The 23,901-nt window shown below is 42.1% G+C and carries 21 protein-coding genes and 1 pseudogene; 16 read left to right on the forward strand and 6 right to left on the reverse strand.

Features of this window, described 5'->3' with window-relative positions; translation table 11 throughout:
* Positions 1–144: 144 nt before the first annotated feature.
* A complete protein-coding gene (purT, locus tag DL796_RS10490) occupies positions 145–1,326 on the forward strand; it encodes a formate-dependent phosphoribosylglycinamide formyltransferase (protein ID WP_110201820.1) in 1,182 nt (393 codons plus the stop codon).
* A 27-nt stretch (positions 1,327–1,353) separates the two neighbouring features.
* On the opposite strand, the gene DL796_RS10495 is transcribed toward purT, so the two are convergent.
* Entirely contained in the window at positions 1,354–2,265 is a 912-nt protein-coding gene (locus DL796_RS10495) for a pirin family protein (protein ID WP_110201662.1), read from the reverse strand.
* 386 nt (positions 2,266–2,651) lie between these two features.
* Here DL796_RS10495 and DL796_RS10500 point away from each other — a divergent pair, with 386 nt between their 5' ends.
* The 8 genes from DL796_RS10500 (at position 2,652) to DL796_RS10535 (ending at position 12,224) form a co-directional block, all read left to right on the forward strand.
* Positions 2,652–3,023, forward strand: coding sequence for a hypothetical protein (locus DL796_RS10500; protein ID WP_110201663.1), 372 nt, complete (start codon positions 2,652–2,654; stop codon positions 3,021–3,023).
* A gap of 131 nt (positions 3,024–3,154) precedes the next feature.
* Positions 3,155–4,543 carry a TolC family protein gene (locus DL796_RS10505; protein WP_110201664.1) on the forward strand — a complete coding sequence of 463 codons (1,389 nt, stop codon included), beginning with the start codon at positions 3,155–3,157 and terminating at the stop codon, positions 4,541–4,543.
* The gene (locus DL796_RS10510) at positions 4,536–6,053 is read left to right on the forward strand and encodes an efflux RND transporter periplasmic adaptor subunit (protein WP_110201665.1); all 1,518 of its coding nucleotides are present in this window, start codon (positions 4,536–4,538) and stop codon (positions 6,051–6,053) included. Before DL796_RS10505 ends, DL796_RS10510 begins: the two co-directional genes overlap by 8 nt.
* Positions 6,046–9,168, forward strand: a complete 3,123-nt coding sequence (locus tag DL796_RS10515) for an efflux RND transporter permease subunit (RefSeq protein WP_110201666.1) — start codon at positions 6,046–6,048, stop codon at positions 9,166–9,168. The genes DL796_RS10510 and DL796_RS10515 overlap by 8 nt, the downstream gene beginning before the upstream one ends.
* 8 nt (positions 9,169–9,176) lie before the next feature.
* Complete coding sequence (locus DL796_RS10520) at positions 9,177–9,536, forward strand: copper resistance CopC family protein (protein WP_170114251.1); 360 nt, start codon at positions 9,177–9,179, stop codon at positions 9,534–9,536.
* Between the two features lie 2 nt (positions 9,537–9,538).
* Complete coding sequence (locus DL796_RS10525) at positions 9,539–10,411, forward strand: CopD family protein (RefSeq protein WP_110201668.1); 873 nt, start codon at positions 9,539–9,541, stop codon at positions 10,409–10,411.
* Between the two features lie 11 nt (positions 10,412–10,422).
* Entirely contained in the window at positions 10,423–10,887 is a 465-nt protein-coding gene (locus tag DL796_RS10530; protein WP_110201669.1) for a nuclear transport factor 2 family protein, read from the forward strand.
* A gap of 26 nt (positions 10,888–10,913) precedes the next feature.
* Positions 10,914–12,224, forward strand: a complete 1,311-nt coding sequence (locus DL796_RS10535) for an APC family permease (RefSeq protein ID WP_110201670.1) — start codon at positions 10,914–10,916, stop codon at positions 12,222–12,224.
* A 119-nt stretch (positions 12,225–12,343) separates the two neighbouring features.
* Here the strand turns inward: DL796_RS10535 and DL796_RS10540 are convergent, their stop codons facing one another.
* The 5 genes from DL796_RS10540 to DL796_RS10560 all read right to left on the reverse strand — a co-directional run bounded on the left by DL796_RS10540 (position 12,344) and on the right by DL796_RS10560 (position 17,805).
* Positions 12,344–14,311: a pyridoxal phosphate-dependent decarboxylase family protein gene (locus DL796_RS10540; protein ID WP_110201671.1), complete on the reverse strand. Its 1,968-nt coding sequence runs from the start codon at positions 14,309–14,311 to the stop codon at positions 12,344–12,346.
* Between the two features lie 108 nt (positions 14,312–14,419).
* Positions 14,420–16,027, reverse strand: a complete 1,608-nt coding sequence (locus DL796_RS10545) for an MFS transporter (protein WP_110201672.1) — start codon at positions 16,025–16,027, stop codon at positions 14,420–14,422.
* Positions 16,028–16,041: 14 nt separating this feature from the next.
* Complete coding sequence (locus DL796_RS10550; RefSeq protein ID WP_110201673.1) at positions 16,042–16,500, reverse strand: AtaL-like protein; 459 nt, start codon at positions 16,498–16,500, stop codon at positions 16,042–16,044.
* Between the two features lie 142 nt (positions 16,501–16,642).
* The gene (locus DL796_RS10555) at positions 16,643–17,344 is read right to left on the reverse strand and encodes a pirin family protein (protein ID WP_110201674.1); all 702 of its coding nucleotides are present in this window, start codon (positions 17,342–17,344) and stop codon (positions 16,643–16,645) included.
* 29 nt (positions 17,345–17,373) lie between these two features.
* Complete coding sequence (locus DL796_RS10560) at positions 17,374–17,805, reverse strand: DoxX family protein (RefSeq protein WP_110201675.1); 432 nt, start codon at positions 17,803–17,805, stop codon at positions 17,374–17,376.
* Between the two features lie 123 nt (positions 17,806–17,928).
* Between DL796_RS10560 and DL796_RS10565 the strand changes: the two genes are divergently transcribed.
* From DL796_RS10565 to DL796_RS10595, 7 genes and pseudogenes are all read left to right on the forward strand, one after another.
* Positions 17,929–18,834, forward strand: a complete 906-nt coding sequence (locus DL796_RS10565; RefSeq protein ID WP_110201676.1) for a LysR family transcriptional regulator — start codon at positions 17,929–17,931, stop codon at positions 18,832–18,834.
* 12 nt (positions 18,835–18,846) lie between these two features.
* Positions 18,847–19,281 carry a YqaA family protein gene (locus DL796_RS10570; RefSeq protein ID WP_110201677.1) on the forward strand — a complete coding sequence of 145 codons (435 nt, stop codon included), beginning with the start codon at positions 18,847–18,849 and terminating at the stop codon, positions 19,279–19,281.
* Between the two features lie 143 nt (positions 19,282–19,424).
* Positions 19,425–19,970, forward strand: coding sequence for an NADPH-dependent FMN reductase (locus DL796_RS10575; RefSeq protein WP_110201678.1), 546 nt, complete (start codon positions 19,425–19,427; stop codon positions 19,968–19,970).
* Positions 19,971–20,066: 96 nt separating this feature from the next.
* Entirely contained in the window at positions 20,067–21,827 is a 1,761-nt protein-coding gene (locus DL796_RS10580) for a cation:proton antiporter domain-containing protein (RefSeq protein WP_196597999.1), read from the forward strand.
* Positions 21,828–21,984: 157 nt separating this feature from the next.
* Positions 21,985–22,308, forward strand: a complete 324-nt coding sequence (locus DL796_RS10585; RefSeq protein WP_110201679.1) for a GNAT family N-acetyltransferase — start codon at positions 21,985–21,987, stop codon at positions 22,306–22,308.
* Positions 22,309–22,338: 30 nt separating this feature from the next.
* A pseudogene (locus DL796_RS11840) lies at positions 22,339–23,189 on the forward strand (pirin family protein).
* A 431-nt stretch (positions 23,190–23,620) separates the two neighbouring features.
* The gene (locus DL796_RS10595; RefSeq protein ID WP_110201680.1) at positions 23,621–23,785 is read left to right on the forward strand and encodes a DUF1328 domain-containing protein; all 165 of its coding nucleotides are present in this window, start codon (positions 23,621–23,623) and stop codon (positions 23,783–23,785) included.
* The last annotated feature ends 116 nt before the right edge of the window (positions 23,786–23,901 follow it).

Genomic DNA, 23,901 nt, shown 5'->3' on the forward strand with positions numbered 1-23,901 from the left:
TACTGATGCAATTATTGCACAGCCCTTAGCCTGTAGACAAATAGCCTATAGACAAATAGCCTATAGACAAATAGCTCAGTAAAATTGCACTGCGCTGTGGCTACTGCTAATCTTATGGCATTAAAATTAATAACCGTGATGATTATGTCTAAGATTGGAACGCCTCTATCTAATACCGCTAAAAAAGTTATGCTGCTAGGCTCTGGTGAGCTTGGAAAAGAAGTCGCTATTGAGCTACAGCGCTATGGTGTCGAAGTTATTGCAGTTGATCGTTATTCAAACGCTCCGGCGATGCAAGTGGCTCATAAAAGCTTTACTATAAACATGCTAGATGGTGATGCTTTGCGACAATTAGCGATAAAAGAAAAACCGGATTTAATCGTCCCAGAGATTGAAGCAATCGCAACGGCAACATTATTGGAACTGGAGCGCGAAGGTTTTACGGTTATTCCTACTGCTAGAGCGACTCATCTTACTATGGACAGAGAGGGTATTCGCCGCTTAGCTGCTGAAACTCTAGGCTTGAAAACATCGCCGTATCAGTTTGCCGATACTTATGAAGAATATAAGGCAGCTGTAGAAAGTGTGGGAATTCCGTGTGTTGTTAAGCCTGTAATGAGTAGCTCTGGCAAAGGGCAGTCAACAGTTATGTCCCAAGCGGATATTGATAGCGCTTGGAAATATTCACAAGAAGGTGGACGCTCAGGCGAGGGCAGGGTAATTGTTGAGGGCTTTGTAGATTTTGACTATGAAATCACACTACTAACCGTCAGAGCCGTTAATGGCACTCAGTTTTGCCAACCGATTGGTCACACACAAGAGGATGGTGATTATCGTGAGTCGTGGCAGCCACAAGCCATGACGACGAAGGCATTACAAAAAGCGCAAGCAATGGCAAAAGCCGTGACGGATGAATTAGGTGGGTTAGGGATTTTCGGTGTCGAAATCTTTATTAGAGGTGATGAAGCTATTTTTAGTGAAGTGTCGCCGCGTCCGCATGATACGGGCTTAGTCACTTTAGTGTCTCAAGATCTTTCGGAATTTGCTTTGCACGCCCGTGCAATATTAGGTTTACCAATTCCAGTCATTCGCCAGAACGGACCATCAGCTTCATCAGTTATTTTGGTAGAAGGCGATTCTAACCAGGTACGATTTAGCAATTTAGAAGAAGCATTAGAGCAGGAAGATACACATTTACGTCTATTCGGGAAACCAGGAGTTAGTGGTAAGCGCCGTATGGGCGTGGCTTTAGCCAAAGCTCATTCTATCGAAAATGCTCGTGCTAAAGCCACCAAGGTTTCAAGCTCCATCAAAGTTGAGCTCTGAGGTGTGAGTACAGATGTGAAAAGGTGACTAGGGGAGTGGAATAAACTCCTCTTCATCGCCAGGCACTTTAGGGAAGCGTCCTTCACGCCAGTCATCTTTGGCTTTTTCTATGCGCTCTTTTGAGCTTGAAACGAAATTCCATTCGATGTAACGCTTGCCTAAATTTTCACCGCCAATAAATGCAATACGTGAATCATCTGTCGCTTTGACGGTAACTTCTCGGTCTGTTTTTAGAACAGCCATGTTATAACGCTCCAAAGTCACGCCATCTACTTCAACTTCGCCACCGGCAACATAAATTGCGCATTCCTCAGCCTGTGGAGCCTTTAGCGTTTGTCCCTTAGTGAGCTTTGCCTCGACGTATAAGGTCTCAGCAAACGTTTTGACAGGTGAGGTTTTGCCATAAGCGCTACCAATCATAACTCGCACCGCGACACCATCAACCTCTGTTGCGGGAATCTCAGCATCTTCATAGTGATGGAATGCAGGATCAGTTTCTTCATGTTCTTTTGGAAGAGCCATCCACAACTGTAAGCCATGTAGATTTCGCTCGCTTTCCATGACTTCTGGGCGCTCTCGCTCGGAGTGGGTAATACCTTTACCAGCAACCATTAGGTTAATATCGCCTGGCGTAATGGTCTGATAACTTCCTAAAGAGTCGCGATGAAGAATTTCACCTTCAAACAAGTAGGTTACAGTGCAAAGGTTAATATGGGGATGAGGTCTTACGTTGATTCCAATTCCAGGATCGAAGGTCGCAGGTCCCATATGATCGAAAAAGACCCATGGGCCAACTTGTTTTCTATCTTTGGTCGGGAAAAGTCGGCGAACGGAAAAACCACCAAGATCTTTTTCTTTAGGATTAATAACTTGCTCTATCGCGGAGCAAGGTTTTTCAGTACATTCTGCTTCTTGCTTACTTTCTAAGAAATTACTCATGACTATTATCCTTTAAGAGTTCATTACCAAAAGTTATCAACAATCGCGATCATATACAAATCTCAAAATAACATAATAGCTATGCTTAAGGTCTATCAAAATTGCTAATTAATATAGGTCAATAACTATTCATTTTTCGCATTAAAATGTCCATATTTTAAGCTAGTCAAAAATCCAACAAAGCAGCTCAATGCCCATACTTTATAGGGCTAGGTGGTTTGTCCACAGGCTTGTTCACAGATTTTGTGGAAATAAGATTATATTGTAAATCTAGGTAAATAATCCTCTATTTCATCTCCTTAAATTTGCCTATCGACGTAAGCTGGAATAGAATAAAAACAATTGTCACTATTCAAGAAACTATTTAAGAGAATATTCAACAAACGATGAGTATTAAAGCCGTTCGAATCCTATTGTTGCTAACGCTACTGTCTGTAGTGGGACAACTTGTGGCTTTAAACCCTCATTGCGACATGTCGATGACTGCCAGTCAGCCAATGAAAGCAATGGATACTGCAAAGCATGAAGGCATGGATCATAGCGCCCATATCAAAGTTGTTATAACCGATACAATGAATGAGATGCCTTGTTGTGATATCTCCACGGGTTGCGATATGGCGACCTGCGTCGTTCCAATGATGCATGCATCGGTTGAACAGTTCGAATATTCGAATACATCTAACCAAGTAAACCTATATCTGGCTACTTTTCACTCTTTAACTCCTGAATCTCTCTATAAGCCACCAATTCTAAGCTAATACAGGACAGATCTGTCCGCTTAATATTGGTGGGCGTTTGTAGAGTCTCTTTTCTCCCTATAAAACGCTCAACCCAACTCTAATTTGGCGTTCAATTCGCCAAGAATTGTTAATCATTTAGAGACAAGGTTATGAGTGCATTTAAAGTCACACTAGTTTCATTACTATTATCATCACAGTTAGGTTTGAGCTCGAAAGCTCAAGAAGAGATTCAAAGCTCAGATAGTGAGCTCGGTTATAGTTATACGCTCGAATCGACGGTCATCATGGCGATTGAAAATGACCCATGGTTGAAGAAGAGTCAATACAAAGAGCAATCACTATTAGCACAAGCAGAATCGCAAGCGACTTTACCTGATCCTAAGGTTTCTGTGAAATTTGCCAATTTACCGGTTGATAGCTTTAGCTTTAATCAGGAAGGCATGACTCAGCTATCCTTGGGCGTTAGCCAAATGCTAGCGAGAGGTGATTCACTTAATATCAAACGGAAGATTAATCAATTAGAAGCCAAAATTGAGCCGAACCTAAGAGCTAATCGAAAAAACCAGCTCATTATGACGGTTGGAGATTTGTGGCTAGATATTTATAAAGCCCAACAGAGCATCCAATTAATTAACCAACTAGATTCTTTACTCGAGGAATTAAAAGAAGCTGCTGAGATTCAATACAACACAGCCCTATCTTCAACAGGGCAAGAGGATATTATTCGTGCTCAGCTTGAGCTCGCGAAGCTTGATGACCAATTAACCGTTTATCAGGATAAGTTACACGCCTCTATAAACCAGTTAAACCAATATGTAACACTTCCACAAGGGTATTTATTTGGTGCACAAAATGTTGATTATCATTTTGTCAGCCAAACCTTGCCAAGTATTCAGTTACCGAAAAATTTAACCAAGCTTCAACGTCACCCGCTAGTCTTGGCGGCTGATCGTAATATCCACTTATCAGCAAAAAACGTAGAGCTTAAAAAGCAAGGCTATAAACCTCAATTCACGCTGAATGGTAGTTATGCACTTCGAGATGACGCACCTAATGGCATGAAGCGTACCGACTTCTTTAGCCTTGGCGTTACCTTTGATGTGCCATTATTTACCGAGAACAAACAAGATCTTGATGTGAAAAGCGCCGTTTATACGAAAGAGGCTAAGCGAGAAGAAAAAGCTTTGTTGCTGAGACAGCTTCGTTCAGCTTACAACACGCAACTATCTCGCCTAGGCCGTTTAGAGCAACGCAAAGAACTCTATCAAGGCACTATTGCGCCACAAGTCAGTCAGCAAGCGACAACCTTGATGACAGCTTATAGCAATAACAAAGGGGACTTTGCCGAGTTGGCTAGGTCACGTGTCGAAGAGATTAATGTACAGCTTACGATACTCGATATAGATGTCGAAATCGCTAAAAGTAAATTAGCAGCAAATTATTACCTGTCGGAAACGAGTACAGAGTATTTGTCCCGCATAGGTTCCATCAATAACACTTCAGCTAGAAAAGCTTTAAGTGGAGAAAGTCATGAATAAAAAATCACTCGTTTTTAGTTTGGGAGGTTTCATTTTAGGAGCCTTAGCGGTTTGGTTATTACTAAGCTTCGGCACAGAACAGGCCTCGGAAGGCAGTTCAGATTCAAAGAGTAAAAAAGCTAATGAGCCTCTGTATTGGGTCGCGCCGATGGACGCTAACTATCGTCGTGATAAGCCCGGAAAGTCGCCAATGGGCATGGATCTTGTACCTGTCTATGAAGAGGGTGCTGGGGCGGGTGATAGCCCAGGTACTATCAAGATAGATCCTAATGTTGTGAATAACCTTAGTGTTAAAACTGGCGAAGTTAGAAAAGACTCACTTGTAAACACCGTCAAAACGGTTGGTTATGTGACTTACGATGAAACAAAAATTACTCGAGTGCATACACGAACTGAGGGTTGGATTGAAAAGTTGTTTGTTAATCACGCCGGCCAACGTATAGAAGCAGGCCAGCCGCTGTTCACAATGTATTCACCGGCTTTGGTTAATGCACAGCAGGAATATTTGTTGGCCAAAAAGCGCAACAATAATAGTTTATTAAAGGCGGCTAAGCAGCGCTTACACTCATTAAATTTTGACGCTAAAGAATTAAAAAAATTAAACCAACAAGAAAAACCGCTACAAAACGTTACCTTCTACGCCAAATCAAATGGGCTTGTTGATGAACTTGATGTTAGAGAAGGTGCTTTTTTACAGCCCGGCACTCGCTTAATGACGATTGGCAACTTAGATACTGTTTGGGTTGAAGTAGAGCTTTTTGAGCGTCAATTACCTTACGTTAAGGTTGGGCAAAGTGCTTCGATCACTTTGGATTATTTACCGGCTAAATCCTGGCAAGGAACTGTGGATTATATTTACCCTATAGTGAATCCGAGTAACCGTACGGCTAAAGTCCGATTGGAGGTTCAGAATCCGCAGCATGAGCTTAAAGCCAATATGTTCGCCGAAGTTTCGATAGATACCGCGACAACTGAGCAAATATTACAAGTACCTCAGCAAGCGGTTATTCGAACCGAAGACAATAATAGAGTCGTACTAGCGCTTGGCGATGGTAAGTTCAAATCTGTTGGCGTCACACTAGGGCGCACAATCAATGACAATATCGAGGTTTTAGATGGTTTGGTTGAGGGCGATGAGGTTGTATTAAGTGGCCAGTTCCTTATCGACTCTGAGTCGAGTATCGAGTCAGATTTTAAGCGTTTCGGCGAACAGCACGCTCAAGATCACGAGCACCAGCATGGGCATGATATGGACATGTCAGTACCATCCGCTCGAGTCTCTGGACTCATCAATTCTGTGGATGTTGACAGCAATACCGTCAATATTTCCCGCGGTGCTATTGAAAAGTGGAACCGTGAGCCTATGACCATGGACTTTGACCTTGACTCTTCCTTGTCGATAGATTTATTTGTTGTTGGCGAAAATATCGATTTTACTTTTGAAATACGCGATGAAGGATTTTTTATTACGGAAGTACATTCGAGCGTAATGGAGCATAACCATGATTAACAGCATCATAAAATGGTCCATTAAAAATCGTTTTTTAGTGCTATTGACGACAGTTATCATTGCAGGTTTGGGTGTGTACTCCCTAAAGAAAACCCCGATCGATGCTTTACCAGATTTGTCTGATGTCCAAGTTATTGTAAAAACCAGCTACCCAGGACAAGCGCCACAGGTAGTTCAAGATCAGGTTACTTATCCACTAACCACAGCCATGCTGTCAGTGCCAGGCGCACAAACGGTACGAGGTTTCTCATTCTTTGGTGACTCCTATGTCTACGTGATTTTCGATGAAAGCACCGACATGTATTGGGCAAGAAGCCGCGTTCTGGAATATTTAAGCCAAGTTGCACCCAATCTTCCGGCAACGGCGAAACCACAGCTTGGCCCCGATGCTACTGGTGTCGGTTGGGTCTATCTGTATGCACTAATGGATAAGACCGGCGAACACGATCTAAGTGAGCTTAGGTCTATTCAAGACTGGTTCTTGAAGTATGAGTTGCAAACGATTCCAGGCGTTTCAGAAGTTGCACCAATTGGCGGCATGGTCAAGCAATATCAAGTTAAAGTGGATCCAGAAAAGCTGAAAGCGCTGAATATTCCACTCGATGTCATAAAGGTCGCCATTCAACAAAGCAACCAAGAAGTTGGCGCCTCAGTGGTGGAGTTAGCTGAAGCCGAGTACATGGTACGCGCTAGTGGCTACGTGCAAAGTACTCAAGATCTAGAAAATATACCGCTAGGCATGAACCTAAAAGGTACGCCTTTGTTATTAGGAGAGGTCGCCGAAATTACGACAGGGCCACAAATGCGCCGTGGTATCGCTGATTTTAATGGGCAGGGCGAAGTCGTCGGCGGTATTGTCGTCATGCGTTATGGCGAAAATGCACAGGCAACTATCAACGGCGTTAAAGCAAAACTTGAAGACCTTAAAAAAGGGCTCCCTGAAGGAGTAGAAATTGTTACGGTATACGATCGTTCGGGGCTGATTGAAGATGCGGTTTCGAATCTATGGTTTAAGTTGCTCGAAGAGTTTGCCATCGTAGCCCTTGTTTGTATCTTTTTCTTGTTCCACGTACGGTCTTCTTTAGTAGCGATCATCAGTTTACCGATTGGTATTCTGGTGGCTTTCATCATCATGAACCTTCAGGGACTGAACGCCAACATTATGTCTCTAGGAGGGATCGCTATTGCCATCGGCGCCATGGTCGATGGGGCCATCGTGATGATAGAAAATATGCACAAGCACATGGAGCGAACACCATTAACATCGAAGAATCGATGGGAAATTGTCCATAACTCCGCTAAAGAAGTTGGCCCAGCACTCTTCTTTAGTTTGCTCATTATTACCGTGAGTTTTGTTCCGGTGTTTACCTTAGAGGCACAAGAAGGTCGAATGTTTTCGCCACTGGCTTTTACTAAGACCTATGCTATGGCAGCTGCTGCGATTTTAGCGATTACGCTAGTTCCAGTGCTTATGGGCTATTTTGTAAGGGGCAAAGTTCGTCCTGAACATAAAAACCCAGTAAATCGTGGTCTAACCTATATTTATAAGCCGGCCCTGAATACAGTATTAAGGTTCCCTAAGACAACGTTGTTAAGTGCACTGGTTGTCTTAGCCATTGGGTTTTGGCCTGTGAATAAAATCGGCTCAGAGTTTATTCCTCCGCTAGATGAAGGGGATTTGATGTATATGCCGACCACCTATCCAAGTTTGTCGATAGGCGAAGCACGAGAAATATTACAAAAAACTGACCGACTGATTAAAACAGTTCCGGAAGTTGACACTGTTTTCGGAAAAATTGGACGAGCTGAAACGGCGACTGACCCTGCGCCTTTGACGATGATTGAAACCTTTATTCAGTTTAAGCCTAAGTCAGAGTGGCGCGAAGGAGTAACGATTGACTCAATTAAAGACGAGCTCAATGCCTTAGTGAAATTCCCAGGGCTTACTAACGCTTGGGTGATGCCGATTAAAACTCGTATCGATATGCTTTCAACCGGTATTAAAACTCCAGTGGGTATTAAGGTCGCAGGACCTGACTTAGCCGTTATTGAAGATATTGGAAAGCAGCTAGAAACTATTCTAAAGGATATCCCAGGTACCAGCTCAGTCTATTCGGAGAGGGTTGCTGGTGGGCGTTACATCGATATTGACATTAATCGGGTTCGAGCGGCTCGATATGGGCTTAGTATTCAGCAGATCCAAAGTGTCATTGGCGCCGCGATAGGGGGGATGGATGTCTCTTATACCGTAGAAGGTCTCGAACGCTACCCAATCAACTTGCGTTACCCGCAAGAATATCGTGATTCCCCCGAAAAAATTGCAGAGTTGCCAATAATCACTGCCAACAATCAGCGTGTAATGCTTGGTGATGTTGCAGATATTACTGTCAAGGATGGTCCTCCAGGGATTAAAAGCGAAAATGCGCGTTTGAACGGTTGGACCTTGGTGGATATTGATGATGTTGATTTAGGCAGCTACGTCGAAGAAGCACAACAAATTGTCTCTGAGCAACTGGTGCTTCCTGCTGGCTATTCTATCAATTGGTCTGGGCAGTATGAGTACATGTTAAGAGCCAAGGAAAAGTTGAATTATGTTATTCCGCTAACTTTGGCAATTATCGTGCTCCTTCTCTACCTAAACTTCAAAAGCTTTACTGAAGTCGCCATCATTATGGGCAGCTTACCTCTGGCGATGGTCGGAAGTATTTGGCTAATGTATCTACAAGGCTTTAACTTCTCAGTAGCCGTTGGTGTGGGCTTTATTGCTTTGGCGGGAGTAGCTGTGGAGATTGGTGTCATCATGTTGGTTTACCTGAATCAAGCCTATAAAGAGATGTTGGACAAGTGCCAAGAAAATAACCGAAGTCCTAACTTAGAGTTATTAATTGACGTAGTTAAAACGGGTGCGGGACTGCGTGTACGTCCAGTTATGATGACCGCCATGTCGATTATTGTGGGTCTGTTACCAATTTTATATGGTTCAGGTACTGGCTCTGAAGTTATGAGTCGAATCGCTGCTCCTATGGTGGGTGGTATGGCTAGTGCGGTTGTTTTAACACTACTGGTTATTCCTGCCGTGTTCTTCTTGTGGAAAAAGAAATTATTAAAACTATGAGGTTATCTATGAAAAAGTTACTTTACATTACTGCCGTGGTATTAATTGTGATACTGAGTTCTACCGCGGAGGGGCATATTGGCACTCTATCTACCTCTCCAACTGACGGCCAGGTTTTCGATACATCGCCTGATAGCGTTACAGTTAGCTATGGTGTTGATGTGCGTTTGACATCAATCGAATTAATTGCAAATGGTGAAGAAGTTGAACTGGATTACTCATTAAATTACGCACCAGCTAAAGAGTTTATTATTCCATTACCCCAGCTTGAAAAAGGCAACTATAAGTTCAGTTGGACTATTATGGGCCCTGACTCACATAAAATGAGTTACACCATTCAATTTAAAGTTCGTCCAGTCGAAGAGTAGCCATGTTTGATTTTTGGACGGTCACATCGACACTTACAAAGTATGGCAGTTATGTTGGTGTTGCTGCAGTGTTCGGATACGCTACATCAGCGGTGCTTAATCATCGATTAAGCACCAGCCTGAAAGTTCCAGCAGTCACATTAAGTATAGTAGGTATACTCTCCATAGGAGTTTATTTTTTCCTGCAGGTTGGCGCTTTCGCTGATAGCGGAATTAGTGGAGTATTCGATAAGCAACTTATTGAAATATTGCTAAGTACAGGTAACGGCGATTTATTATTATGGCGAGTAGTTGGTCTTGGCTACTTCATACTATTTCTATCCCTAACTAAGACTTCAAAGCCACCTTCAAAAAAGCTGCAATTGTTTATACTACTGCCGTCTATACTCGCTTTGGTGTGGTCTTTTACAGCAGTTGGCCATGTGGCTGATTTAAGTTGGTACTGGCAAGCTTTTCTAGTAGTTCATGCCTATGTAGCCTTATCATGGGCAGGATCTATTGGCCCCTTGGTACGTTATCTAGAGCAAGCCAAGAAAGATGAAATACATCTTATTTTGGAAAGATACTCGGTTATCGGAAGCGTGTTAGTATCACTTTTGCTTGTCGCTGGCATTGCGCTTATTCTTAAATTATTGATCTTCAATGGCAATACAAACGCAATAGACTACATACTCACACTCTCATTGAAATTACTGTTAGTCACGGTCATGCTCGGTTTTGCCGCTTACCATAAGTTCTTTTTAACTAAAAGGCTTAAGCAAAATAAAATCGATAAAGCTGATATTTCTCGATCGATCAAGAAAGAACTTTACGTAGCACATTTAGTATTGTTAATAACTGCCGGTTTAACCACGTTAGTCGGCATAAGTCATTAAAAGAGGTATTTATGAAACTTAACAGATATATATTATTGATTTTCCTGTTTGTCTCAGGGGCTGTTTTAGCTCATGGCGATAAGGAAGAAAAAGAAGATTCGAAAATGGTTAATGTAGAGACTGATGTTGGCGAAGCTGTCGCTAAACTTCATTCAGCATTACAAAGTGGTGATGAATCAACGATAAAAAGCATTATGCATGAAAAGGTTTTGATTTTTGAAGGTGCTGGTGCAGAAAGGTCATTAGAGGAATATGCCAGCCATCATATGAAATCGGATATTAAGTTTTTAAAAAGCATGGATGTAAAGCTTTTGGAACGAAATATTCTGATTGAAGGGAACGTCGCAGTTTCAAGCTCTCGATCAAAAATTAAGGGTACCTATAAAGGCAAAGCTTTCGAGAAAATAACGGTCGAAACTTTAACTCTGAAAAAAATAGATGGTATATGGAAAGTCATTAGAGTTCATTGGTCTTAATATCCACATATAGCAGGGGGGCTAGCATGAGTAACGACAATAATAAACTAAGTTTACTGGGTTCCGTTTCTATGGGAACCGGAGTCATGATTGGTGCGGGTATTTTAGCGCTAACGGGACAAGTAGCAGAGCTAGCCGGGCCATACTTTCCTATTGCGTTTATCGCTGGTGCACTTGTATCAGCGTTTAGTGCTTATACCTATATAAAATTATCGCATATTCACCCTTCATCGGGTGGGGTGGCAATGTTTTTGAAGCAAGCTTATGGCAAATCCTTGCCGACAGCGGTTTTTGCATTGCTTATGTTATTGTCGATGGTTATTAATCAAAGCTTAGTTGCTCGAACCTTTGGCTCATACACATTACAGTTGTTTGAGTTTGAAAGTCTGGGTGACTGGGCAGCGCCAATCCTTGGTGTTGTTTTATTAGCGGCTGCTTTTTTATTAAACATCATTGGTAATAAGTACATTGAGCGTTTATCAATAGTGATGGCCTTTTTCAAAACTATTGGCTTATTGCTACTAGCTCTTGGTGGTCTTTGGGCTTTTGGTTTTGACTTTAGTTCGATTGAGTTTTCAGGACAATCAGAAAGCTCAAGCTCAGAAAATCTCGTGGTGCAATTTATCGCCGCGGTAGCGCTGAGTATCCTTGCCTTTAAAGGTTTTACAACCATTACCAATAGTGGCGACGAAATTCGCAAACCGAAAGTAAATATTGGCCGATCGATCATTATTTCATTAGCGATCTGCTTAGCTGTCTACCTGTTAACAACAATGGCTGTGATTGGAAATCTTTCCATCTCGGAAATTATTGAAGCAAAGGATTATGCGTTAGCCGAGGCGGCCAAGCCAGCATTTGGTCAGGCCGGATTAACCATTACCGTGCTATTTGCTATTATCGCGACAGTTTCTGGTGTCATTGCCAGTATATTTGCTGTATCGAGAATGCTCACTATGTTGACTAAAATGGAGTTAGTTCCTCACAGTCACTTTGGCATGCCAGGTTCGATCCAAAAGCACTCAGTGGTGTATATCGTCGTGCTCGCGATGATCTTAACTATCTCTTTTGATCTATCTAGAATCGCCTCTATCGGCGCAATTTTTTACCTAATTATGGATATTGCCATCCATTATGGTGCTATAACGAAGCTGAAAGATAAAGCGGAACTTAATGTTTCAATTCCAATTATAGCGATAATTTTGGATGCCATAGTTCTCTTGGCGTTTGCATACATTAAATTCAAAAGCGATCCACTTATCCTGTGGGTTACTTTGGGCGGGCTTATTCTGATTACTCTAGGTGAAAGACTGTTTTTACAACAGAGGAATGCAAAGTAAGTTGTTTACATTACACTGAAAGCCGTCATGAGTTAATTGTTATTAATATATCCGCAATCGCCGAAACAGCCCTTTTGGTACGTATTATAATTAGCAAAAGGGCTTAGATTAAAATAGCGCTAACTCGCAAGCTGCTTGAGTATTAGCTCCTCTAAATAGTCACAGTACATGGTGATATAGTCATCGCCATTGGTGTTATCTGTTAGCCACGGGTTCATGATGGTGTGACGCAAAAGAAAAATCTTGTCACTTTGTACGGTTTCATCCTCAACTCGGCTAACGAAGTTCTTTTGGTCTATCTCTAACAGGCCGCATAAGTTTGTAGCTAGCTCATCGCTAACGTTAGAGCGCAATAGATAGGTATTAGAACCGATAAACCGTTGATTTTTCGGTGCTACGTCCTTTTGGATTTTCAGGTTCTGGTAAATACTCGATGAAAATTCATTCATCGTCGTGATCGAGCTATTACCGATTGGGTTAATTGCAATGCAGATTAAATTCGTATCGGGAGTGTAGGGCAGGCAGATATGAACCTTATCTTTTAACTTTTCCTTTAACTCCAAAACTTTGTCGAAAAAGTATTCTGAGGTTTTGATGGTTTGCTTAATTAGGCGACCAAAATTATTTACATCTAACGGCAAAACCTTGTTTGTGACATAAGAGGCTGCCGCCATTGAGCCAGGCTTTGAACCTTCTAGGATATATTGACCTAATTTATCAAACTGAATCGTTGCTTCGCTGTCCTTATCTTCCTCAAATACGTAAGGTGCTTTTTGCGTGAGTAATTTAGTGATCTCACGATTACGGGCGATAAAGCCACCGGCACCAAAAGGTAAGTAACCGAGTTTATGGGGGTCAATAGTTACGGAATCCACTTGGTGGACATGGGTAATGGACTGATAGACTTCCTCTGAAGGAAAGTAGCGAAACATGGATTGTGCATAGTCATGACTGATCGTCGAGCCATCTTCTTTACGGAACATGGTTGAGAGATAGCCACCCCAAGCAGCATCGACGTGAATATAGAAGTCGAGTCCTTGCTCACGGTACTTGTTTCGTAACTCAACAATGTCGTGAATAGGATCTATCGTTCCAAACTCGGTAGTGCCCATAATGGCGACACATGCTAGTACCGGAATACTATGATTCTTAGCATTAGTCAAAATGGCATCAAGCGCATCGATGTCCATGCGCATATTAGATTTTATAGGGACTTTTACTAACTGAGCTGAACCAAAGCCCATGACTTTCATCGCTTTTTCCCAGCTGTAGTGAGCAGAAGCTGGGACTAAAACCAAAGGTTGCTTGCATTGCCATTGATTGGAAAAAAAAATGCCCATGCCCAAATGTTCGATTCGTTGCTGTTCGACTTCCGACTCAATAATGTCCATTTTGTTAGGATACTTTTCTTTCCAATACTTTAAAGTTTCAGCACGCAGTTCTAAGACCTGATCAATCGATAGATTAATTAATTCCCATGAAGTGCTTTTGTTTAAGGGGCTTTTTAAAACTTTACTAGAAGGGCAGTCTAGCTGTAGCTTTTCTTGTGTTTGCGCTAAAGCGATAGGATAGAATTTCGCGGCTCTAAAGTTCCACAGGCTTTCGTAGTTGGCGACGGTACCGCCAGAGGTTAAGTGCCCCCAGGCACACGGAGACTGTTTTTTGTCTGTATTAAAGCCGAACATGGTTGCGAACTGGTTTCCAACTTCAAGCTCTAAATTAACCGTTACAGTGGCTGCTTCAAACGATACATTGTTGGGGTTGTACAGCGTGGTGACCATTTGCGCTATTAAGCCTGGCATAAAAAGATCTGAGCACATGTGCCCAATATAACGAGGACTAAAGAAGGGAACCGACTGTTTCAAATCAGCCGTTAATTTATGTAATTCAGCACGAGTTTTAGCGATAGCGCTTTGGTACTCAGGGGACTGAGAAGCAAAGGTCGAAATAGCGGGTAAATCCTCAGGATGAATATTCCTGCGCCAATAAATATGATCGCGAATAAGTTCTGTCAGTATTCCTTCGAAGACGTCATTATTTTCACCATAAGGCCCGATAAAGTATGGTGCTAAAAATTCTAAATTCATTCTTTTTTGTCCGTTCGCGTTTTATAAACACCATACGGTTTTGAACGATCGTTGTTATTGATTAGGATCAAGAATGGTTAAAGCTTTTAGTACCTTACATGAGCAAAATTACCGCCTGTTTTTGCTAGTGCGGTACAAATAGTGCTTCACGGTAGGACCATTTTCTCGTTCATCTAAAGCTTTAACTTCATCCTGTAAGGGCTTGTCTTCAATAGTAACGTTTTCATGATGCATTAGGTGATGCGCCCAGCTAACTTCCATGAAGTGCTCGATAAAATGCCCCTCAACTTCGGTATCTTCATAGATACCCCAGTTATAGGCACCGTTGCGTCTTCGAGATGCCTTTAGGCCCTTAACTTTGGATAAAAACTTGTCGCGGTTAGCCTCGCTAATCTTGTAGTGAATAATGATTTTTACTGGGCCTTTATCATTTTCGACTTGAGAATGGACTTGCGGCGCTGGCCAATGCCTAGAAGGAGATAGATCCATATTGGCACCTTGCTGCAGCTTAAACTTTATAATTAATAAGGAACAAGCTATACCGCCTAGAGCTGAGCTAATCAGGGCGGTATTCAAGGTGCTGATTTCTGCAATCCAGCCCCATGCCACAGAGCCTAGGCTCATGCCACCGAAAAATATCACCATGAACACAGCCAGCCCGCGTGCTCGAACCCACTCAGGAAGCGCCTGTTGCGCCGAAACGTTAATTGTCGATAGGACTAACATCCAACCGACACCAAACGAAAAGCAAAGAATTAAAGCGATGATTTTGTTATTCACTAAGGCGAACAAAAGAGTCGCCAACGAAACTAAAATAGTTCCAACTAGGACTAATCTATTCGGTGTTAAGTACTTCTTAATTTTAGGTAAATACAAAGCCGTAATAACAGCACCAATACCGATCAAACTCATCACGATGCCGTAATATGAAGCGTTACCACCGAGGTTGTCGCGAATAATCATTGGGAGTAGCGCCCAAAATGCATTGGCAAAAATCATAAAGATTAAGATGTGAAGCATGGTTGCTTTTAATGCGGGATTATTAAACGAATGCGACACACCGACCTTAATCGCTGGCCAAAATCGTTTCGAGGCAAGAGTCGGTTGTTTTTCACGTCTTTTAAGTAACCAGAAAAGTGCCATGATAATAAAAACGAAAGTAATGGCATTGACAAAAAACGGTGACGATAAAGCAACCGTTGCAATTAATACACCTGATAGGGCCGGGCCTATAGCTCGACTGACATTGATACTGATACTACCGAGCGCTACTGCTTGAGGTAAGTCTTTCTTTGGAATGAGACTTGGAATAACGGCTTGCCATGTTGGCGCCATAAACGCTGTTCCAATCCCTAACAAAAAGGTTAGCGTCAGCAGTAATGTTGGGGTAACCATTTCATTCAACACCAAAATCGCTAGAAGCAGCGCTACACTCAGCATAAAGCTATTAATCACCAGCAGCATTTTGTGCTTATCGAACAAGTCCGCCAATGTTCCAGCAGGCAAAGCAAAAATAAAAACAGGTAGGGTAGTTGCGGTTTGAACCAGGGAAACTAACAACGCCGATGAGCTGAGTTCCGTCATTAACCAACCTGCGCCCACAGAGTGCATCCAAGTACCTATATTCGACACCAGGGTCGCGATCCACATTACTAAAAAGCTTTTATGCTTGAAAGGCGAGAGGGCTGACGTTTGCTCGGTATTTTTGTTTGTCATATCAATTAAGCTGTTTAATTAAAACTAAAAGAGCGGATGATTTTAATAGTATCGATATCTGTTAATAGATAAGCCTGCTGCACGAAGTCATCGTAGGGCAGTTCATCGCCAAGCCCAATTCTATATTTGGTGCAGTAGGAAAAGCGAACGAATAGGGACTCAGGCTCTGGCTCCTCAATGGTCATAGTCAGTTTGCCTTCTTCGACAGTGTCGTTTGGCTCTATGGTATAAATAATTTCATCGCGCTTTTCATAAACCTTAACCTGATCATGGACGACGACACCGGGCAAGTCGAGTTTTCGCTTTAAGTGTGTTTCGCTGACTTTCTTGATGTCAGAACTTTCCAAGCCAATGAGAAACTTTTCTGGCTCAAAAGCTCTGCACAAGAGACCATCCCAAAGCTGTTGCTTTGATAAATTTGGAGTGCCTTTATCAGTTAGATCATTAATTTGTACGAGATGCTCAAACTTCATAGTGACTCCCTAATAATGTTTAACCGCCTAATTTATGCTACTAAAGATTTTAGTACACGGACAGCGGATTAGTCAGATTGAAACAAATTAAGAAAAAACTCTGAGTAGCAGGGGAGACTACCCAGAGTTCAGTTGGAAGGAGTTACGCAGGGACGTCAATCAAAATAACAACACTATCATCAGTACCTGTGATACTTACTGAGTCCATGTCCGTTACTTCCAAACCATCGCCTTCGCTTAATTCAGCTCCTTCGACGGAGACGTTTCCGCTTGAAACAACCAAGTAAGCTTGATTTTTGATCGGTTGAGTAATCGTCTGCCCTTTGCTCACTTTGCCGCCATAAATAGCTGCGTCTTGGTGAATGTACAGAGCTTCTGAGTTTTGATCTTCCTCAAAACCGCTCGCTAACAATGGCAATGTATCGCCAGCTTCTCTTTCCGCAAAAGCTACGCTGTCCCAGCGTGGCTCAATGCCTTCTTCTTTAGGGATAATCCAAATCTGGAAGATTTTTGTATCTTCGTCTTCCATATTGTATTCGGAGTGTAAAATCCCGGTGCCAGCGCTCATCACTTGTACGTCGCCAGCTTCAGTTCGGCCTTCGTTACCCTTCGAGTCTTTGTGGGTAATAGCACCTTTGCGCACAAAGGTAATGATTTCCATATCTCTGTGGCCGTGTTGCGGGAAACCTGTTCCAGCTTTGATAGTGTCATCGTTGATAACTCTCAAAGCACCGAATCCCATACGCTCTGGATTGTAATAATTCGCAAAACTAAAGTGATGATGAGCATTCAACCATCCGTGGTTGGCGTGACCAAGTTCGCTGTGTTTATATACTTTCAACATAACTATTCTCCTAATCTGTTCAGTACTATTTACGCTCGTAACGCTTTAGGTAGTCGCTTGTTTACCTGTGGCAGACCTTTTACAGAGAAGCTACCGCCACCTTGTATAGTTACAATAACTGCTAACATAACTAATAAGACAGGGAACTCCCAACCGCCACCTTGATTACTAAAGACCCAGCCGTTTGCCATGTGAGTCCATGCTGCGCCTAATAACATAGGTAGGCTTAATAAAGCAACGATTCGTGTATGAAAGCCGATGATCATAGCTGCGCCACCTAGGACTTCGCCCCAAATAGTTAAATGAGCTATAATGGCTGGATAACCAATGCTTTCAAAATAACCGACAGTACCTGGTATCGTGAAAATCATAATTTTCATTAAACCGTGTGCTAATAAAATCACACCTAAAGATAGTCGTAATAAAAAAGCTGCGTGGTTATGTGCGTTTGTGTTGTTCATAATATCTCTCCTAAAAAGTTAATTGGTTGGTTCGTTCACCGTTGAAGCTATCTTAACTCAGCAACCTAAAGTTGATAATCCCCAACTTTGTAATATAATTATTTCTATATCGGACTTAATCGGGTGATCAGTATCAATTCCTTATCAAGAATAGAAATTTTTATCGAAGTCGCCAGAGAGAACAGTTTTTCAGGCGCTGCGAGGAACCTAGGGCTAACGGGCTCGGCTGTTTCTAAACAAATTCAGCATTTAGAAGACGAGTTAAAAGTTAAGCTATTCACAAGAACCACGCGCAAGGTCAGCCTAACCGAGGAGGGTGCCATATACTTCGAAAGGGCAAGTTTTGCCATTGATGAGCTAAAAGAAGCAGCCGACGAAATCCATGAGCTTCGCGATACCCCGCGCGGAAACCTAAAAGTCAGCATTCCTACCAGTTTGGGCACTCACTATTTAAAGAAGCCAATCGCAGAGTTTGCAAAAGAGCACCCTGATGTAACATTAGATGTGTCGTTTGATGATCGAATGGTGGATATCACGGAAGAGCGTTTTGATTTGGTGCTAAGAATTGGTGCGCTACAAGACTCTAGCTTGGTCGCGAGGCGATTAGCGCCAGCGCCAATTCAAGCCTTTTGCAGTTCTCAATACATTGAGCAGTATGGGCAACCTAGTACTCCGGAAGACTTATCAGCCCATAATGTCGTCGCCTATACACGCAATAAAGGTGCGCAAGAATGGCGCTATCAGGGTCCTGATGGCAAAGAAGGTGTGGTTGCGCTAACTAGCACCTTCAAAACTGACTTTGCGGAGATGATGATTGAGGCTGCTTGTCAAAAAATTGGTATCATTATTTGCCCAGCAATTTTCGTTAAAAAAGAATTAAACAGTGGCGAGCTTGTACAAATCCTTCCTGATTACCGCTCCTATCCCGAAAGAAATCTTTACGCTGTGTTCCCAACTAGGCAATATATATCGACCCGTTTACGACTATTCATCGACAAGATTAAAGCCTTTTGTGATGACAATTTTTAAGCAGAGTTAATCATGGATTTGCTCGTTGATTACGGCTATATAGGGCTTTTTATAGCTTCTTTTCTTGCCGCAACAATATTGCCCTTAAGCTCAGAGTTAGTTCTCGGTGCATTAATTATCAATGGGTTATCGCCACAACTTCTAGTGATAGTTGCAACCATCGGAAATGTACTTGGTTCGCTAACAAACTATGCGCTCGGCTATTGGGCAAGTCAAATAGTTCTACAAAAATGGCTCAAAATGTCGGAATCAGACTTTGTTAAAGCTGAAGAGAAGTTCAATAAATATGGCTTACCCGTTTTACTCTTTGCTTGGGTTCCTGTGATTGGCGATCCTTTGACTGTCATCGCTGGAGTCATGCGTGTGCGTCTAGTATGGTTTCTAATCCTAGTCACTATTGGTAAGTTTCTACGCTATTATGTGCTAGCAAATCTGCTTTTGGTTTGATCATAAAGACTTATTGACAAAGGCTTGTTTGAAAAGAACATAAAAATTCAAACATCAGTTATTACTATTCATGGATTTAGTTGCTTATATACGGTATTTTAAAAAAATATATGCCATAAATAGAACAATAAATAGGGGATTCGATGAAGGTTTTCGCATTTTGTGCCAGCAACAGCAGCAAATCTATCAACAAAATATTACTTAAAGAATGTGTGCAGCATCTAAACGGCAACGACTTCACTTTTAAAACTATGGCCGACTTTGACCTTCCTGTATTTAGTCAGGACTTGGAAGGCGATGGCCAACCATACCCAGCTGCGGCGCTAGAATTTTTACAGCACGTACAAGATAGTGATGCAATCATTCTCGCTACTCCCGAGCACAATAGCTCAATGCCCGCGGCTTTCAAAAATCTTGTTGACTGGTGCTCTCGTTACCCAGATCTTGGGAAGAACAAAGTTTTCCATGACAAACCTCTTTGTTTATTAAGTACATCTCCTGGCAAAAGAGGCGGTATGAACAACCTCGAACATTTATCGTCCATCATGCCGTGGTGGGGCGCTGATATTAAAAACACTCTGAGCGTGCCCTCATTTTATGAGCATTTTGACAAAGAAAGCGGGCGCCTGGATGATGAAACCAGAGCAAAAGTAAAAAACTTAGTCAGTGAGTTTTTAGCCGCACTCTAGTCCCACACGATAGTTAAGGTGTTGGTGTGAGATAGGGCTGAAAGCTTTTAATAGCCAGTAAGTTAGAACGATTAAACAATCATTAAAGAGGGACGCGTGGAATTAAACTTTAATCATATGGAGTTAATGTTTCTCCAAGCACTACTGCTTATCGTAGTGTCATGCCTGTTTGTGCCAGTATTTAAGCGTATTGGACTTGGTGCAATTCTCGGCTTTTTAGTCTCAGGGATTACGGTCAACCTGCTGTTCTCCGGCAAGTTTGCTGAACACCCCGAAGAGTTGCTGCATTTTTCAGAGTTCGGTGTGGTGCTCTTTTTATTCGTCATTGGACTAGAACTAAAACCCTCAGAGCTATGGAATATGCGCAAGGATATTTTTGGTTTAGGTCTATTCCAGGTGCTTGGCTGTGGCTTCGTGATTGGCGGTGCTTCTTTAGCGCTTGGCTATAGCGTTCCTGTATCGCTCGTTATTGGACTCGGTATGGCGCTATCCTCAACAGCTATTGTTATGAGTCAACTGGAAGAGAGTGGTGAGAAAAACACGGCTCATGGCAAGAAATCTTTTAGTATTTTACTGTTTCAAGACCTCGCTATTGTCCCATTACTCCTGATAGTGACGTTGCTTTCACCTTCAGGCGAAAGCATCGATACCCAGCAAAGCTTAATCAATTTAGGCATGGCAATTAGTGCCATAGGTATTCTAATCCTCGTTGGAAAATATTTGTTGGACCCACTTTTTAAACTTCTAGCTAAAACCCGAACTCAAGAAATCATGACCGCTAGCGCCCTTGGCGTGGTTATTTTCGCGGCCATGCTAATGGATGCGGTGGGTATGTCCTATGCAATGGGATCCTTTATTGCGGGCGTGATGCTGGCTGAGTCTTCCTATCGACACGAAGTAGAAGCCAACATTGAACCTTTCCGCGGCCTTTTCCTAGGCTTGTTCTTTATTGCTGTTGGTTTATCGCTAGACTTACAAATAGTTGTACAAAACTGGCCCATCATTTTGTTGGCAGCACCTGCTGTGATGCTAGTAAAAGCTATAACAATTTACACAATTGCCAGACTTTTCGGCAATGCTCACAATAACAGCGTTCGAACCTCTTTCGGACTGGCTCAACTAGGCGAGTTTGGCTTTGTCCTTTTCGGCGCGGCCGTTGTTGCTGGCGTGTTTGACTCAGAGCTTTCATCAATTTTAATCGCCATTGTTTCAGTCTCTATGGCAATTTCACCACTGTTTGAAAAGTTAGCACCACTGGCTCTATCTAAAGCTCCCGAAGATATTATCGACGAGGACTTTAACGACACAAAAGGCGAAGTTCTGATTATAGGTTTTGGCCGATTTGGACAAGTCGTATCGCAGCCATTATTTTCTAAAGGCTACGATATTACTATTCTAGATAATGACGCGGATCGCGTAAGAGATGCCGCTACGTTCGGTTTTAGAATTCACTTTGGCGATGGCAGAAGGCGAGATATTCTTAAAGCCGCTGGCATCTCACGCTTTAGTGCAGTAATTATCTGTACCGATGAGCCGTCTACCACAAACCATATTATTAAAAAGATCCAGGCTTCAAACCCAAATGCGAAGATTTTTGCACGCTCTTATGATCGCATTCACTCTATCGAACTTTACTCAAAAGACATTAGCTTTTCAGTAAGAGAAACTTTTGACTCAGCATTAGAGCTAAGCAAACAAGTATTGATCGGGGTTGGTGTGGATGAGAACGAGGCGCTTGATCATATCAACGATATCCGCCAAAGAGACAAAGAGCGACTAATGGAACAGGTCAAAGGCGATCGTTACTCAGGCAAGGATCGAGTTCATATTAAAGCGGTAAAACCCGAACCTTTATAGCATCAGCTCAATAACCAGCCTCGGGCTCTGCATTCATCGTCCGGGTTAGCTATTATTGCAACAACATTAACTAACCCCAAGTCGCTAATTGAGCTACATTGCAAGTCGCCAAATCTTATGGAAAGATAGGTGTAAACCAATTCAACACTCGCTAATTATGTCTGATATAAAAATTTCTAAAGAGCTAAATGGTGATAAAGGTGGCCGATACGTTGCCCGTATCGATAGTCGCGAAGGCGAAGGAGAAATCACTTTTACCATACGAGACGAACAGGTAATTAGCGCTGATCATACGGGTGTTCCAGAAAGTATGTCAGGGCAGGGCATAGCAAAGGCATTACTTAACTTCATGCTTGAAGATGCTAAAAAAGAAAACTTTAAAATAATTCCGATTTGTCCCTTCGTCAGAGCGCAGTATGCACGACATCCAGAATGGAGTGATCTTTTTACAACAGAGCCCGGTGAGACGCCAAAATTATAAAGAAGATTAAGATTCGTTATAGAAAATAGTATGAAAAAAGTCCAAACGATACATAGAGGTAGAGAAATGCATTGGGTAGGCGATGGTTTCGCCGTCCAATCACTCTTTTCTTATCAAAATTATAGTGAGCTACTCAGCCCATTCCTATTACTAGACTATGCTGAGCCTCGCGAGTTTTCTCCAACCGATAAAAGAAGAGGAGTAGGGAAGCATCCGCATAAGGATTTGAAACAGTTACTATAGCTTATGAAGGTGAAATATCGCATAAAGACTCCACTGGAGCCGGTGGAACCATTGGCCCTGGTGATGTGCAGTGGATGACGGCGGGATCTGGTGTGATTCATGAAGAGTATCATTCTGAGAACTTTGCGAAAACTGGCGGCAGTATGGAAATGGTGCAGCTATGGGTTAATTTACCTAAGAAAGATAAAATGACCAAGCCAGGCTACCAGGGAATTGTCCGAGCCGATATCCCATCGGTTGAGCTAGACAATAACAGTAAACTAAGTGTAATTGCTGGAATTTATGACGGTGTTGAAGGGCCAGCTAAGGTACACAGCCCGATCAATATGTGGGATCTCATGCTCTCAACAGGCGATTATGAATTCAAGATACCAGAAGGGCATAACTGTCTCATTCTAAGTCGCTCAGGTTCAGTTCAAATTAACGACTCAGACATTTTACGCCAAGGCCAAGTTGCGGTATTTCATCGCGAAGGACAAACCGTAAAGATAGAAGCAAATGATGATGTGAAGTTACTACTCTTAACCGGCGAACCGATTGATGACCCCGTTGTAGGCTATGGGCCGTTTGTGATGAACTCAGAAGAAGAAATTAAACAAGCCTTCGAAGACTTTAATAATGGTACTTTTATTAGGTAGCTTTTATAGTCGAAGACTTGATATAAATGAGCAATTGCTTGTACGGCTTGTTAATTCAAAAAGATTAAATTTGTAATAGTTGGACATAAAAAGGTAGGGCAGGCTATTTATTGAAGTACCTATTTTTTTATATCAACGGTGTGCGCGGCTATTAGTTGTCTAATAAGTCTGAAAGCATACAAGTACTAGTGTCTTAGCCATCTTCTTTTAATTGACCTTGAATGTACACAACCAAGCGCTCTTCACTCTCTACTTATAGCTTCAGTAACGTCTTTAAATAGCCTCTGTGCAGCTCCTGAGTAATGAAATAAGTTTTTTCTATTTAACATTTCTTTACAGCCAATTATTTGTTTTGGGCCGCTAATTTAGATATCGTGGTTTTTAAGCAAGCGAGTAACCACACATCAATATTAAATGTATAGGAGATACTCATGTTACGTTATGCCTTAATATTTTTAATTATCGCATTAGTTGCTGCGGCATTAGGATTTGGTGGTATTGCTGGTTCAGCAGCAGGAATTGCAAAAATTATTTTTTATATTTTTCTAGTACTATTAGTTATTTCTGCAGTTATGCATTTAATTAAAGGGAAGTAGCTATACAAGCTAGAATAAATAAAGAAGAAGGGCATTAATTTGCCCTTTTTTATTTGTGAGCAGAAAAGTAGCTGTATAACTAAGTGCAAAACTGGTAATAGTATTATTTGATACCA

The sequence above is a fragment of the Kangiella spongicola genome (genome assembly GCF_003194565.2).
In the GTDB taxonomy this organism is placed as follows: domain Bacteria; phylum Pseudomonadota; class Gammaproteobacteria; order Enterobacterales; family Kangiellaceae; genus Kangiella; species Kangiella spongicola.